We start from the raw sequence: 15,070 nt of genomic DNA on the forward strand, positions 1-15,070 counted from the left end.
CTTACGACTGCTGCGCAGCCGAGCGGGAGCAAGCTCCCTCGCCACAAAGAGCAAGAATTACCTGACCAACCCACAAGAGGTCCCATGCCCAACCGCCCGGCTCTTGACGCAATCACCGCCCGTTGGGTCCCCTGGGTGGTGGCGATTGCGTTCTTCATGCAGTCCCTCGACGGGACCATCCTCAACACCGCCCTGCCCGCCATGGCCCTTGACCTGGCCGAAGACCCGCTGCGCATGCAGGGTGTGATCATCGCCTACATGCTCACGGTCGCCTTGCTGATTCCGGCGTCGGGCTGGATCGCCGACCGCTTCGGCACCAAGAAAATCTTCTTCGGCGCGATCCTGCTGTTCAGTCTCGGTTCCTTGCTCTGCGCGCTCTCCAGCACCTTGAGCCTGCTGGTCGGCGCCCGGGTGATTCAGGGCCTGGGCGGTGCGTTGATGCTGCCGGTCGGACGACTGGTGGTGCTGCGCGCTTATCCGCGCTCGGAGCTGGTGCGGATCATGGGTTTCATCACCATTCCCGGCCTGCTCGGGCCATTGATCGGCCCGACCATGGGCGGCTGGATGGTGCAGTACCTGACCTGGCACTGGATCTTCCTGATCAACCTGCCGGTCGGACTGGTCGGTTGCTACGCGGTGTGGAAATTCATTCCAGACCTGCGGGGCAGTGAGCGCACGCGCTTCGATGGCTTGGGTTTCCTGCTGTTCGGCGCGGCGATGGTGCTGATCACCATTGCCATGGAAGGCCTGGGCGAGTTGCACCTGCCGCACTTGCGCGTGATGTTGCTGCTGTTCGGTGGCATGGCGTGTCTGGCGGCTTATTGGCTACGGGCCGGGCACATCGACAATCCGTTGTTCGCGCCGGCACTGTTCAAGACCCGGACCTTTGCCGTCGGGATTCTCGGCAACCTGTTCGCCCGACTCGGCAGCGGTGCCCTGCCGTTTCTGGTGCCGTTGCTGCTACAGATCGCGCTGGGCTACTCGCCGTCCCAGGCGGGGATGAGCATGTTGCCGCTGGCCGCGGCAGCGATGTTCGCCAAGTCGATCGCCCGGCCACTGATCGAACGCCTGGGGTACCGCATCGTGCTCACCGGCAACACCCTGGCGCTGGGCATCATGCTGGCGAGCATGGGCCTGGTCAGCGAGCAGACGCCTTATTGGCTGCTGCTGGTGCTACTGGCGATACTCGGCGCAATCAACTCCTTGCAGTTCACCGCGATGAACACCGTAACCCTGATCGACCTCGACGACGCCAGCGCCAGCAGCGGCAACAGCCTGCTGTCGGTGGTCGCGCAGTTGTCGTTGAGTCTCGGCGTCGCCTGCGCTGGCGCCCTGCTCGGCGGCTTCACGGCGGAGGTTGGCAATGACGGCGTGGACACGGTGCTGGGCGCGTTCCAGCTGACGTTTGTGACCGTCGGGGTCATGGCGATGCTGGCGGCAACGATCTTTTCCCAGCTGTCGCGGGAAGACGGACGGCGCGTCAAGCGTCCGGAACAGCACATAGAGCCTTAGGGCGAATGGCCACAGGGCTGGTACACTGCGCGACATTTTGTTTTGCAGGCCAGTCCCGTGACCACCATCGCCACCGCTTTTAATACTTTGCCGCTGTCCGCCGCCATGCTGGCTAACCTCGACTCCCTCGGTTATGCCCAGATGACGCCGATCCAGGCGCAAAGCTTGCCGGTGATCCTCAAGGGGATGGACCTGATCGCCCAGGCCAAGACCGGCAGCGGCAAAACCGCCGCGTTCGGTATCGGCCTGCTGAACCCGATCAATCCGCGCTTCTTCGGCTGCCAGGCGCTGGTCATCTGCCCGACCCGTGAGCTGGCCGACCAGGTTGCCAAGGAAATCCGTCGTCTGGCCCGCGCCGAAGACAACATCAAGGTCCTGACCCTGTGCGGCGGCGTGTCGTTCGGTCCGCAGATCGGCTCGCTGGAGCACGGCGCGCACATCATCGTCGGTACCCCGGGGCGCATCCAGCAGCACCTGCGCAAGGGTTCGCTGGTGCTCCATGGCCTGAACACCCTGATCCTCGACGAAGCCGACCGCATGCTCGACATGGGTTTCTACGACTCCATCGAAGAAATCATCGCCCAGTGCCCGGAGCGTCGCCAGACCCTGCTGTTCTCCGCCACTTACCCGGTGGGCATCAAGCAGCTGGCGTCCAAGTTCATGCGCAACCCGCAGCAAGTGAAGGCCGAGGCGTTCCACGACGACACGCAGATCGAACAGCGCTTCTACGAAATTTCGCCGGAAGAGCGCATGGACGCGGTGGTTAAAGTCCTCGCGCATTTCCGTCCGCAATCCACCGTCGCATTCTGCTTCACCAAGCAGCAAGTGCAGGAAACCGTCGACCACCTGACCGCCAAAGGCATCTCGGCCGTTGGTCTGCACGGTGACCTGGAACAGCGTGATCGCGACCAGGTGCTGGCGATGTTCGCCAACCGCAGTACCTCGGTACTGGTGGCCACCGACGTCGCCGCCCGTGGCCTGGACATTGATGCACTGGACATGGTGGTCAACGTCGAACTGGCCCGCGACTCGGAAATCCATATTCACCGTGTTGGCCGTACCGGTCGTGCCGGTGAGAAAGGTATCGCCATCAGCCTGGTGGCGCCGTCCGAAGCCCATCGCGCCCAAGCCATCGAGCAACTGCAGAAGTCGCCGCTGAGCTGGGATCAACTGGACAACCTGACCTCCCAGGGCGGCGCACCGCTGCTGCCGGCCATGAGCACCTTGTGCATCGGCGCTGGCCGTAAAGACAAGGTTCGCCCTGGCGACATCCTTGGCGCACTGACCGGCGATGCCGGCGTTCCAGGCGCCCAGGTCGGCAAGATCGCCATTTTCGACTACCAGGCCTATGTCGCCGTGGAACGCGGAATCGCCAAGCAAGCCCTGCAGCGCCTGAACGACGGCAAGATCAAAGGCCGCTCGCTGCGCGTGCGCATCCTGTAAAAACAATGCATTACCCTGTGGGAGCGAGCCTGCTCGCGATAGCGGACTGACAGACAACAACTATGTTGAATGTGCTGGCCCCATCGCGAGCAGGCTCGCTCCCACAGTTTGTTTTGTGGTGACACATTAAGAGGACACCGTTTTGCGCTCTACCGAAGTCGTGATCATTGGCGCTGGCGCCGCTGGGTTGATGTGTGCGCTGACCGCTGCTGAGCGCGGGCGCAAGGTAATGTTGCTCGACCACGCGAACAAGGCCGGCAAGAAAATCCTCATGTCCGGTGGTGGCCGCTGCAACTTCACCAACATGTACACCGAACCGAGCAATTTCCTCTCGCAAAACGCACACTTCTGCAAATCCGCGCTGGCGCGCTACACCCAGTGGGATTTCATCGGGATGGTGGCCAAGCACGGCGTGCCGTACCACGAGAAAAAACTCGGCCAGCTGTTCTGCGATAACAAATCCAGCGACATCCTCGGCATGCTCCTCGACGAGTGCGATCAGGTCGGCGTCAGCCTGCACCTTGACACGTCGATCCAGCAGATCGAGAAACTCGAAAGCGGCTACCTGCTGGAAACCACGTTGGGCCAGGTGACCTGCGAATCACTGGTGATCGCCACCGGCGGTCTGTCGATCCCGACCCTGGGCGCCACCGGCTTCGGTTATCAAGTGGCCAAGCAGTTCGGTCACCAATTGCTGCCCACCCGCGCCGGCCTGGTGCCGTTCACCATCACTGATCAGCTTAAAGAGTTGTGCACCGAGCTGTCCGGCACTTCAGTGGATTGCCTGGTGAGCTGCAACGATCAGAGTTTTCGCGAGAACATTCTGTTCACCCACCGCGGCCTCAGTGGCCCGGCGATTTTGCAGATATCCTCGTTCTGGCAATCCGGTGACTCGGTCGAGATCAACCTGCTGCCGGACCACGATGTCCCGAACTGGCTGCAACAGCAGCAAGCCGAACGCCCGAACAGCGAGCTGAAAACCCTGCTGGGCGAGATCTTCACCAAGAAGATGGCCAACCTGCTGGCCGACAACTGGTTCGTCTCCAAGCCGATGAAGCAGTACACCCACGCGGAGCTTGCCGATATCGCCGCAAAACTCGCGAGCTGGACGCTGGTCCCGGCCGGCACCGAAGGCTATCGCACGGCCGAGGTAACACTGGGTGGCGTCGACACCCACGAAGTCTCGTCCAAAACCATGGAGTCGCTGAAAAGCCCCGGCTTGTACTTCATCGGTGAAGTGCTGGACGTCACCGGACATCTGGGCGGTTTCAACTTCCAATGGGCCTGGGCCTCGGGTTACGCAGCGGCGCAGTACGTCTGATCCAAGCCGTGCACAAAACAAAATGTGGGAGCGAGCCTGCTCGCGATAGCGGTGTAACAGTCACCCTAGAGGTGAATGTTATGTCCTCATCGCGAGCAGGCTCGCTCCCACATGGGTTATGCGTGGATCTACTAAGGAACACTTTTTGCTGTCAGATGTGATCGGCGCCATTGCGTCGTCGTCATTACTGGCTCAATTTAGCCGCATTGCCCCGGAAGGCCTCCGCACTTCATGCCATCGACCTCGTTTCGTCAGTCTCTGCGGCGCCTTTGGGCGCTGGATAAATTCAGCTACAGCGTGCGGGTGTTCATCGCCCTGACCGGCACCATGGCGCTGTGTTGGTACCAGAATGAAATGGGCCTGCTGATCCCGCTGTTCCTGGGGATTATCGCCAGCGCCCTGGCCGAGACCGACGACAGTTGGCAGGGCCGTCTCAATGCGCTGGCCGTGACGCTGGTGTGTTTCAGCGTCGCCGCGTTCTCGGTTGAATTGTTGTTCCCCTACCCGTACATCTTCGTGTTCGCCCTGGCACTGGCCAGCTTCGGCCTGACCATGCTCGGCGCCCTGGGCGAACGCTATGGCGCGATTGCCTCGGCGACGCTGATTCTGTCGGTGTACACCATGATCGGTGTGGATCAGCGCGGTGGCGCAGTCACCGACTTCTGGCATGAACCGGTGTTGCTGGTGGCCGGTGCCGCCTGGTACGGCTTGCTCTCGGTGCTGTGGCAGGCGCTGTTTTCCAACCAGCCGGTGCAGCAGAGCCTGGCGCGGTTGTTCCGCGAACTGGGGTTTTACCTGAAGCTCAAGTCGTCGCTGTTCGAGCCGATCCGTCAGATGGACGTCGAAGCACGGCGCCTGGAACTGGCGCAGCAGAATGGTCGGGTGGTCGCAGCGCTCAACGCTGCCAAGGAAATCATTCTGCACCGGGTCGGCAACGGTCGACCGGGGTCGAAAGTCAGTCGTTACCTGAAGCTGTACTTCCTCGCCCAGGACATCCACGAACGTGCCAGTTCTTCGCACTATCCTTACAACGCCCTGGCCGACGCCTTCTTCCACAGCGACGTACTGTTCCGCTGCCAACGCCTGCTGCGCCAGCAAGGCAAAGCCTGCCGGGCGCTGGCCGAGTCGATCCAGATGCGCCAGCCATTCGTTTACGACGACAGCTTTGCGCAAGCCCTGAGCGACCTGCACGCCTCACTCGAACACCTGCGCATCCAGAGCAACCCGGCCTGGCGCGGCTTGCTGCGCTCGTTGCGGGCACTGGCGGCCAACCTTGGCACACTGGACCGTTTGCTCAGCGACGCCAGCAACCCCGACGCCCTCGCCGACGCCACCGACAGCAGCTTGCTCGACCGTTCACCGCGCAACCTCAAGGACGTCTGGACGCGCCTGCGCACCCAGCTGACGCCAACCTCGTTGCTGTTTCGCCACGCCCTGCGCTTGCCCCTGGCCCTGACCATCGGCTACGGCATGGTGCACTTGATCCACCCATCGCAAGGCTACTGGATCATCCTCACCACGCTGTTTGTCTGCCAACCGAACTACGGCGCCACGCGGCGCAAACTCGGTCAGCGGATCCTCGGCACGGCGATTGGCCTGACCCTGGCCTGGGCGTTGTTCGATCTGTTCCCCAACCCGCTGGTGCAATCGTGTTTCGCGATTGCCGCCGGGGTGGTGTTCTTTATCAACCGCACCACCCGCTACACCCTGGCGACAGCGGCGATCACCTTGATGATTCTGTTCTGCTTCAACCAGGTCGGCGACGGCTACGGTCTGTTCCTGCCACGGCTGCTCGATACCCTGGTGGGCGGCCTGATTGCAGGGCTGGCGGTGCTCCTGTTCCTGCCAGACTGGCAAGGCCGCAGCCTCAACAAGGTGCTGGCCAACACCCTGACCTGCAACAGCATTTACCTGCGACAAATCATGCAGCAATACGCCGCCGGGAAAAGTGACGATCTGGCCTACCGGCTGGCGCGACGCAATGCGCACAACGCCGATGCGGCGCTGTCGACCACCCTGGCCAACATGCTCATGGAGCCGGGGCATTTCCGTAAGGAAGCCGACGTGGGGTTCCGCTTCCTGGTGCTGTCCCACACCTTGCTCAGCTACCTCTCGGGCCTCGGTGCACACCGCGAGATCCAGCTACCCGCCGACGTTCGAGAACAGCTGATCGATGACGCCGGCGTCAGCCTGGCGGCCAGCATCAACGAAATCGCCCAAGGGTTGGCGAGCAAACAGCCGATTGCGATTCAGAGTGACGAAGAAGAAGCCCTGGCCGCCGAGCTTGAACAAATGCCCGACGAGATCGACGAAGGTCAGCGTCTGGTGCAAACCCAACTGGCGTTGATCTACCGACAGCTGGGGCCGTTACGCACACTGGCGGCGCATTTGATCAAGGATACGGAGCAGACTTGAGATCTTCAGTGCCTGTCAGGCACTCATCGCGAGCAGGCTCGCTCCCACACTGATCTGCGACACGACGAAGATCCCCTGTGGGAGCGAGCCTGCTCGCGATGGGGCCATCCGCCACACCACTAAATCCTGATCCTCACATCCCATGCTGCTTGAGCAATCGCTCATAGCTGCCATCCGCCTTCATCGCGGCAATCTCGCGGTCGAAGCCGGCGACAATCTTTTCATGGTCGGGGTTCTTCAGGCTGACCAGAATATGCAGGCTGTTTTCGCTCAGAGGATTGGGCAGGAACTCCACGGAATTACGCACCTTGGATGATTCGCGCGCCAGGTAATAGCGGGCGACGTATTCGTCTTCCAGCGTCAGCTTCACCCGGTCAGCGGCGAGCATGCGTACCGCCATGGGGAAGCTGTGCACCTGGACTTTCTGCAACGCCACGTCGCCGTCAAACTCGGGCGAATAGGCGTAGCCGCGAACCACGGCAATCGGATAGGTGTGCAGTTGCTGCAAGTTGTTGTATTCGATCGGCGTGTCTTTACGTTTGATGAAACGTACCCGGTTGAGCAGGTACTCGCTGGAAAACTGCCCGATGTGGGTGCGCTCCTCGTTGAACCAGGCATTGACCAGCACGTCGTAACGCCCTTCACCCACACCCAATAAGGCTCTGGCCCAAGGCACCTGTTCGAAATCACTGGCATAACCCGCCCGCGCCAGCGCGGTACTGACAATGTCAGTCGCCACCCCGCCATTGACCAGCGTGGCATCGGTAAACGGTGGCCAGGCATCGGCCACCAGTCGCAGTTTTTCCGCTGTAGCGCTCTGGCTCAGCAACAGCAATCCAATCAAAGCAAAAGCTAGATGCAATCGCGGCATGCTAAAAAATCCTTAGCGGGCGGGCAGCCCAGCGTGTTTTTAGCCAAAACTCGAAGGCCGGTGCGCCGAACATGGCCACAACCCCGGTCCTAACAGTAGCTCATTGAAGCCACAACAAACCGCTACAAAGCAGATTACACAAAGAAGACATGGCCGCGACAAATGAATGATGGCATTTTGGCCTTTATCACAGTTTTTTATGCCGCAAGACATCCAGCGGCTGGACGCTTAGTATCGGAGCGACGTTGTTCAAGGAGTGTGAAGATGACAATAGATTGGGTCTGCAAACACCACAGCGATCTGGGCAAGGAGCAGTTGTACGCCATCTTGCAACTGCGTGCAGAGGTGTTCGTTGTTGAGCAGAAATGCGCTTATCAGGATATCGATGGCCAGGATCTGGAAGGCGACACTTGCCATTTGATGGCTTGGGACGGGGAGCGGTTGGTGGCTTACCTGAGATTGCTCGATCCGCTGTCGCAGGGCGGTGACGTGGTGATTGGCCGGGTGGTGGTTGCACCTCATGCGCGGGGCCAGGGCCTGGGGCATGAACTGATGGAGCACGCGCTCAAACAGGCCGAGAAGTATTGGCCGGAACTGCCGATCTACCTGTCGGCCCAGGCGCACTTACAGGGCTATTACGGGCGATATGGGTTTGTGGTGGTGGGCGAGGAATACATTGAAGACGATATTCCGCATATCGGGATGCGCCGTTCCTGAGGGCCCTATCGCGAGCAGGCTCGCTCCCACAGGGGATCTTCGTCGTGTCATAGATCAGTGTGGGAGCGAGCCTGCTCGCGATGGCGTCAGCGGTATCAACGCAAATGTTCAGGGATATTCCAGCACCGCTTTGATCTGCTGCAAATGCTGCTCGATCCAGCGCGGATCAATCGCGCCCCACTCGCGAATCCGATAACGCCCGGCATGGTTGCGGGCGCCCTCTTCCTGCTCGAATTCACACACAATATCCAGATCCGCCAACGCCGCAATCGTATCCTGGGCGGTACGGCGTGGCATGCCGGTCACCTCGGTGAGCGCCGGGACACTGCTGGCCAGCCCGCTGTCGATCAGGTACGCCACGTACAGGCGGCGGTAGAAGCTGCTCTTGGTCTTGCTGACGTCCATCCCCACGCTCCTGGTTGCAATACTTACTGCATATCCCGCCACGTCAGGTACACCCGCAAGTCGAATTCCAGCTGGTGATAACCGGGTAGCATGTGCTCGCACAGCTTATAGAACGCCTTGTTGTGATCCGATTCCTTGAAATGCGCCAGCTCGTGCACCACGATCATTTTCAGAAACTGCGGCGCGGCGTCCTTGAACAGCGACGCGATGCGAATTTCTTTCTTGGCCTTGAGCTTGCCGCCCTGCACCCGCGAAATGGCGGTGTGCAGGCCGAGGGCACGATGGGTCAGGTCGAGGCGGTTGTCGAACAGCACTTTGTCGATGGCCGGCGCATTGCGCAGGTATTCCTGCTTCAACTCCAGCGCGTAGTTGTACAGCGCTTTGTCGCTCTGCACCGCGTGTTTATCCGGATAACGCTGGCTCAAGTAGCCGCCCAGCCGATCCTGATCGATCAACTGGCGCACTTGCTCTTGCAAGGCAGCGGGATAAGCCTGGAGGTATTTGAGCGCGGTCATGGCCAACAACAGTGACGAAAGGCCGCCAGTGTAGCGAATTCAGGCCGTCAGCGCGCTCCAGTCAAACGGCTGCGCAAAGCCCCTGGCGTCCTTGGCCATCAGCGGCCTTGCCACCAGGAAACCCTGCACATACTGGCAGCCGTTGGCGTGCAGCCATTGATACTGCGCAACGGTTTCCACGCCTTCGGCGATCACCAGCATCCCGAACTGCTTGCACAACTCGATAACGCTATGGGCCAGCGCCGCATCCCGTGGCGAGTCAAGTATTCGGGCAATCAGGTGGCGGTCGAGCTTGAGTGTATCCAACTCCAGATCGCGTAAATGGGCCAACGAGCACGGCCCCGCGCCAAAATCATCGAGCGCCACCCGCACCCCGAGGTGACGCAACAGGCGCAGCTGTTTACGTGACTCATCAACATTTTGTATCAAGGCGTCTTCGGTGATTTCCACTTCCAGCTGATACGGCTGTAACTCATGGCGGTCCAGCACCTGACGCAATTCGGTGACCAGGTTTGGCATGCCGAACTGGGTGCTGCTCAAACTCACACCCAGCACCAAATCCTCGGCAAACAGGTTTTCCCAGGCCTTTCGCTGCCTGGCACCGCGATGATAAATCCAGCTACCAAGGCGGCTGATCAACCGCGCCTCTTCCAGCAACGGCAAAAACAACCCCGGCGGTACATCACCCACACTCGGATGCTGCCAACGCAGCAAGGCTTCAAACCCGCGTATACGACCGTCGTCAATCGCCACCTGGGGTTGATACACCAGGTTGAAATCCTTGTTTTCGATGGCTGTGCGCACGCTTTCTTCAAGCATCAGCCGCGAGCGCGCGCGACCGTTCATTTCGTGATCGTAGAAGCGATACTGCTGACGCCCGGCGCGCTTGGCTTCGTACATCGCGATGTCGGACGCACGCAACAAACCGTCGAGGTTAGAGCCACAATCGGGATAGGTCGCAATGCCGATGCTCGCCCCCAGCGCCACATCCAGCCCTTCAATCTGCTGACAGATCGATATCCGCTCGATCAGCTTCTCGGCAATCTTCGCCGCTTGTTCGGGAAACTCCAGATCGAGCAACGCCGTGAACTCATCGCCGCCCATGCGCGCCAGAATGTCGAACGGCCGCAGGCAAGCCTTCAACTGCTCGGACACCCAACGCAGCACCCGGTCGCCGGCATCGTGGCCCAGGGAATCGTTGACCCGTTTGAAGCCGTCAAGGTCCAGGTACAACAAGACCCAAGCACTGTCGGAACGCTCACCGCGCAGCAGCAGGTTTTCCGCGGTCTGGTAGAAACCACGACGGTTGAGCAGCCCGGTCAGCGGGTCCGTGACGGCCTGAAACTCCAGCTGCTGATGCAGATGACGCACCACCGACATGTCGAGCACGGTCACCACCATGGCCTTCTGTTCGGAGGGCAACGGCGCACAAGACAATGCCACTGGCACCTGCTGACCGGGCGCGGTGCGCAGAAGTGCATCGTGCACGCGCCAGGTTTCACCCCGTTGATAACCGGCATAAATGTCAGAATCGGCCCACACCGGCACGTGCGGCTTTTGCAGGAAATCCACGAACTCCGCGCCTTGCAATTCGGTGACCGTCGCATTGAGCAGACGGGACATGGCTGGGTTGGCAAAGCGGATCAAGCCGTCCTCGCCCACCACCAGAATCCCTTCGGCGGCGTTATCCAGCACCGAGGCATTGAAGGCTCGCGCGGATTCCAGATCCTGACTCAACCGCTGCAAGGCCCGGCGGTTGCGCTGGTGCTCAAGCAAGGCCTGGACTTTGGGTTTGAGGATTTGTGGGTCAAAGGGTTTGAACAGGTAATCCACCGCGCCACTGGCATAGCCCTTGATCACGGCATCCTGGGACTGTTCGTTGGCGGTAAGGAAAATAATCGGGGTCAAACGAGTACGCTGGCTGCCGCGCATCAAACGCGCCACTTCAAAGCCGTCCATCCCAGGCATCTGTACATCCAGCAGCACCAGGTCGACTTCATGCTCGAGTAACAGACTCAAGGCCTCAAAGCCTGAAGCCGCGGTCATCACCTGCCAGTCCTGGCGCTGTAACAATGCACGCATGCTGATCAGGTTTTCAGGGTAATCATCCACTATTAAAAGAACTGAACTGCCTTCACCTGGCTTGGGCTGCGCGCATTCCATGCTGCTTCTCTTGTTGTGACGTCAGGCCGGCGCCGTCAAAAAAAACCGGACAAATACTGAGCCTTCACTCTAGACCGGGATCTGCAATAGCAGTAGGTGTCATCGCGCCATCACGTACCAAAGCCCCGGGCTCCCGACTAACGGTCAGCTCTGCAGGTCCGCAAGCCGGCAAAGGTGAAATTTAGATAAAAGGTTGACGCCAAACATCCGCCGCACGGGCATTAAATTGATCACGATAAACCGTGAGTCTTGTGGCCACTTTAAATCCACCTCATAACTCATAAGGAGAGGGTTGGGGAGGCGTACGACAAGAAGCATCAGAAAAATAAGCTATCGCCATGATGTTGTGTATACGTTACATTTATCTATAAATGTTACGGTAATAGAACATGGACTATTTTCTGTTGATCGCCCGCCTTGGCAACCAAATACGCGAAAAACGTATGAACCGTGGCCTGACGCAAGCACAGCTTGCCGAACTCGCGGGGCTGACACGATACAAAGTCATTGCTGTAGAGAAGGGCACCCTTTCTGTCGGCATGATCGCTTATGCACGCATCCTGGGCGCTCTGGATTGTGAACTCTCTGTCGTTCCCGCCGCTATGCCGACCCTTGAAGAGCTTGGGGATTTGTTCGAATGAAAATGACCTCTCTCAAAGTCAGCACCCCAGAAGGGAGTAGCGGCAGAATTCTTACCCATGCCGAGGGTTTCATTTTCCGTTATCACGAAGATGCATTGCCCGGCATGGCAATCAGCTTGTCGATGCCGGTACGACCTGACGAGTTTCGTCGACGCGAGCTGCACCCTATTTTTCAGATGAACCTGCCGGAAGGCTATGTACTGGAGCAGTTGCGCAATCGCCTGGCTAAAACCGTAAATGTCGATCCGATGCTGTTACTGGCGCTTTCCGGCAGCACTTCGCCCATTGGCAGAGTTCAGGTGCGCTCGGAAGCGGTTGACGCCTTGCTGGGGGAGCAGCAATTTCCAGGAGAAAAACTCGAAGAGATTCTGACGTGGGACGGCACGGAAGATATCTTCGCTGGCATGCTTGATCGCTACATCCTGCGGGCAGGCATTTCAGGTGTTCAGCCCAAGGTGCTGGTGCCGGAACTGCAAGAAACCGGGTTACCACGAGTGACGTCGAAAACCTCGGACCTGATCATCAAAAGTGGCCGAGACAAATTTCCCGGCCTGGCGATCAACGAGTTCCTTTGCATGTCCATTGCGAAGGAGGCGGGTATTCCCGTTCCGCCGTTTTACCTTTCCGATAATGCCAAGCTGTTTGTCATGCGTCGTTTTGACCGCGACGACCAGCTCAACCCGATTGGCTTTGAGGACATGGCGGCGCTGATGGGGCTTTCGGCCGACCAGAAGTACAGCAAAAGTTATGCGGCAATCGCCAAGGCCATTCGTGTGTTCTGCCCGGCAAAACATCTGCGCTCTTCCCTTGATCAACTCTTCGATAGCGTGGCCCTCAGTTGCATTGTCGGAAATGGCGACGCTCACTTGAAGAACTTCGGTTTGCTCTATTCCGAGCCTACACAACGCGACGCGCGCCTGGCGCCGGCTTACGACATCGTCAATACCACGGCCTATATTCCAGAAGATGTTTTGGCACTGGATCTGGCGGGTAACAAGTCGATGTTTGCCTCGCAGCAAGGATTACTGGAGTTTGCGCACACCTGTGAGGTCGAGCAGCCCAAGGAGCGCATTCAGCGATTGCTTGCTGCGCTTGAAGTGGTGCTTGAGCGTTATCCCCAGCATCGGGAACAGGCGCCTCATGTGGTCAGTGCCATTCAGCAAGCGGCGGCGCCATTTACCCTGACTTTTGGGTAGTTTTTATTTTGCAGGCTTAACGAAAGGCTGCGATCTTTTGATTTTGATGTCCTCAAACTCCGTAGGAATGACCCCATTGTGGCGAGGGAGCTTGCTCCCGCTGGGCAGCGAAGCAGCCGCAAACCCTGGCACCGCATTCCTGCTGACACACCGCACTGCCCGGTTTACGACGGCTGCGCCGCCGAGCGGGAGCAAGCTCCCTCGCCACAAGGACCGCATTGCCGTCCTACAGCCCGGTTGCAGCCGCTAAAGTCGACACCTAAAGTTCTCCTGTGGCTGACATCAATCGGCTACGGGGTTTCGCAGCCCTAAGGCACAATAGTAACCAAGCTCCATAATAAGCAACGATGGTCGCTTCAGCGCCCGGAGTCCGTTTTATGGTGGCTGTGTGTGGGAGACCTTCGGGTCTGCCGGGTTCCTTGTGCCTCGGTCTGCGAACCCGCACACAGCTACCACCCATTCGTTTCGCAGCGAACGGTAGTAGCTCTTCTTTTTATGCACAGGAAGATTTACTTATGACTATGAATCACCCGCCCCGCCGCTTCACCCCCTTCACCCAAATCGCCACCGACTACCCCGTTCTGCTCATCGACAGCCACGCCCCGCTCCGCGAGCTCCACGCCTGCGTCAGCGAACGGCTCAACGCCGTCCTCAAGTACCTGAACCTGATGGCCTGCACCAGCCTGCCCGACTACGCCGAGAACGACATCAACACCGTCACCAACATCGCGCGGATCCTGATCCAGGACGTTGCCGATGTGTTTGGGGTGATTGAGCAGCTAGGGTTTGACGAGCCTGTGACAGGCTGAGAGCTTGGCTTTCAGGAACAACTGGGGGGGCAGGCTGCATCAATCGCCCCCTTTCCTTTTTGAGAAGTCTTTACAAATAAGAAATATTTATTACACTTCATTACTGGAAAAATTCTTATAATGGCGAATGTTTTGTTGAGCCTATAGGTGTTTTTCAAAGCAAAATACCAGCGCTACCCCAGAGGAACTGAGTTCCATGAACACTCGAGTCATCCGCAAGAAAGCAGTCTCGGCAATCACCATTCTCGGTATTGCAGCCATCATTTATTGCTTTCCCGTCGCCACCCTCTGGTTTCTGATTCTACTGGTTGTGTGTGGTGTGTATGACTTTCTGCGCAATGGGATATTCGATAAAAACATCATCAAGAAGTACTTTTTAGGCGGTGGCCGAAACACATGGTTATTGGCGCCCTTGAACTCTTTTTTCGATTTGCTGTGCAAGCCAAATCGCTACACTTATAAGTTGAACGATCTCCCTGATGCTTATCAGCACGACATCAACTACGTGATCGATAGCGCCATGGCTCACAAGGAAGAGATCATTCAGTTCCTGGACGCGCGCATGGCCCAGAAAAAAAGAGGCATGCTGTTCTTCCAGTGGTATGGCCGCAAAATCGACACTGAGCTCGACATTCCAGCACTTCAGAAAAAACTGCCTTACATCAAAACAGTTGGCGTATCGGTCTTCAATGAAAACCAGTCCACCTCCTTTCACTTCGGGCCCCTACGCCTGATGTATCGGGTGCTGTACAACATAATGCCAGCCGCTCACCATGACGGTGTCTACATCCAGGTCAGAAACCAAAAACACTATTGGCACGACGACCCGCTATTTATTTTTGATGACACACTGCTGCATGCGTCATTCAACAAGAATGACGCTAAACGTTACTGTCTGTTCATCGACATTATGCGCCCCGCTTACGTTCCTTTTATTCTAAACGGGATCATTTCTGCATTTGCGGGAGCCGCCTTTACACTACGCCGATTCTTTTACAAGAACTGGAAGCTTATTCAGTAAGCGCGACAAACAGGCAGATCTGTTTCCCCCATCACGTTTAC

The 15,070-nt window shown here is 58.5% G+C and carries 13 protein-coding genes; 9 read left to right on the forward strand and 4 right to left on the reverse strand.

Annotated features, from left to right (window positions below):
• Positions 1-84: 84 nt before the first annotated feature.
• The 4 genes from mdtD to yccS all read left to right on the forward strand — a co-directional run bounded on the left by mdtD (position 85) and on the right by yccS (position 6,691).
• Positions 85-1,512 carry a multidrug transporter subunit MdtD gene (mdtD, locus tag NTD87_RS07570; RefSeq protein ID WP_262112998.1) on the forward strand — a complete coding sequence of 476 codons (1,428 nt, stop codon included), beginning with the start codon at positions 85-87 and terminating at the stop codon, positions 1,510-1,512.
• 105 nt (positions 1,513-1,617) lie between these two features.
• Positions 1,618-2,955 carry an ATP-dependent RNA helicase DbpA gene (gene dbpA, locus NTD87_RS07575; protein ID WP_262113020.1) on the forward strand — a complete coding sequence of 446 codons (1,338 nt, stop codon included), beginning with the start codon at positions 1,618-1,620 and terminating at the stop codon, positions 2,953-2,955.
• Positions 2,956-3,097: 142 nt separating this feature from the next.
• Positions 3,098-4,276 carry an NAD(P)/FAD-dependent oxidoreductase gene (locus NTD87_RS07580; protein ID WP_262113000.1) on the forward strand — a complete coding sequence of 393 codons (1,179 nt, stop codon included), beginning with the start codon at positions 3,098-3,100 and terminating at the stop codon, positions 4,274-4,276.
• A 231-nt stretch (positions 4,277-4,507) separates the two neighbouring features.
• Positions 4,508-6,691, forward strand: coding sequence for a YccS family putative transporter (yccS, locus tag NTD87_RS07585; RefSeq protein ID WP_262113001.1), 2,184 nt, complete (start codon positions 4,508-4,510; stop codon positions 6,689-6,691).
• A gap of 133 nt (positions 6,692-6,824) precedes the next feature.
• On the opposite strand, the gene NTD87_RS07590 is transcribed toward yccS, so the two are convergent.
• Positions 6,825-7,562: a substrate-binding periplasmic protein gene (locus NTD87_RS07590; protein ID WP_262113002.1), complete on the reverse strand. Its 738-nt coding sequence runs from the start codon at positions 7,560-7,562 to the stop codon at positions 6,825-6,827.
• Between the two features lie 264 nt (positions 7,563-7,826).
• Here NTD87_RS07590 and NTD87_RS07595 point away from each other — a divergent pair, with 264 nt between their 5' ends.
• A complete protein-coding gene (locus NTD87_RS07595) occupies positions 7,827-8,279 on the forward strand; it encodes a GNAT family N-acetyltransferase (protein ID WP_262113003.1) in 453 nt (150 codons plus the stop codon).
• Between the two features lie 108 nt (positions 8,280-8,387).
• Here NTD87_RS07595 and NTD87_RS07600 read toward each other — a convergent pair whose 3' ends face one another.
• From NTD87_RS07600 to NTD87_RS07610, 3 genes are read right to left on the reverse strand one after another with little or no spacing between them, the layout of a single operon-like run.
• Positions 8,388-8,684, reverse strand: coding sequence for a winged helix-turn-helix domain-containing protein (locus NTD87_RS07600; RefSeq protein WP_262113004.1), 297 nt, complete (start codon positions 8,682-8,684; stop codon positions 8,388-8,390).
• A gap of 23 nt (positions 8,685-8,707) precedes the next feature.
• Positions 8,708-9,199 (reverse strand): M48 family metallopeptidase, encoded by a 492-nt coding sequence (locus NTD87_RS07605; RefSeq protein WP_262113007.1) that lies wholly within the window; start codon positions 9,197-9,199, stop codon positions 8,708-8,710.
• A gap of 39 nt (positions 9,200-9,238) precedes the next feature.
• Positions 9,239-11,362 carry a putative bifunctional diguanylate cyclase/phosphodiesterase gene (locus NTD87_RS07610; RefSeq protein WP_262113009.1) on the reverse strand — a complete coding sequence of 708 codons (2,124 nt, stop codon included), beginning with the start codon at positions 11,360-11,362 and terminating at the stop codon, positions 9,239-9,241.
• A gap of 389 nt (positions 11,363-11,751) precedes the next feature.
• On the opposite strand from NTD87_RS07610, the gene NTD87_RS07615 reads away from it, so the two are divergent.
• The 4 genes from NTD87_RS07615 (at position 11,752) to NTD87_RS07630 (ending at position 15,029) form a co-directional block, all read left to right on the forward strand.
• Entirely contained in the window at positions 11,752-12,003 is a 252-nt protein-coding gene (locus NTD87_RS07615; RefSeq protein WP_262113011.1) for a helix-turn-helix transcriptional regulator, read from the forward strand.
• Positions 12,000-13,199, forward strand: coding sequence for a type II toxin-antitoxin system HipA family toxin (locus NTD87_RS07620; protein ID WP_262113012.1), 1,200 nt, complete (start codon positions 12,000-12,002; stop codon positions 13,197-13,199). The genes NTD87_RS07615 and NTD87_RS07620 overlap by 4 nt, the downstream gene beginning before the upstream one ends.
• Positions 13,200-13,714: 515 nt before the next feature.
• Positions 13,715-14,008, forward strand: coding sequence for a fructose-bisphosphate aldolase (locus NTD87_RS07625; protein WP_262113013.1), 294 nt, complete (start codon positions 13,715-13,717; stop codon positions 14,006-14,008).
• A 196-nt stretch (positions 14,009-14,204) separates the two neighbouring features.
• Positions 14,205-15,029 (forward strand): aspartyl/asparaginyl beta-hydroxylase domain-containing protein, encoded by an 825-nt coding sequence (locus NTD87_RS07630; protein ID WP_262113014.1) that lies wholly within the window; start codon positions 14,205-14,207, stop codon positions 15,027-15,029.
• Positions 15,030-15,070: the final 41 nt, after the last annotated feature.

Source organism: Pseudomonas sp. 6D_7.1_Bac1, from assembly GCF_025465945.1.
Classification (GTDB): domain Bacteria; phylum Pseudomonadota; class Gammaproteobacteria; order Pseudomonadales; family Pseudomonadaceae; genus Aquipseudomonas.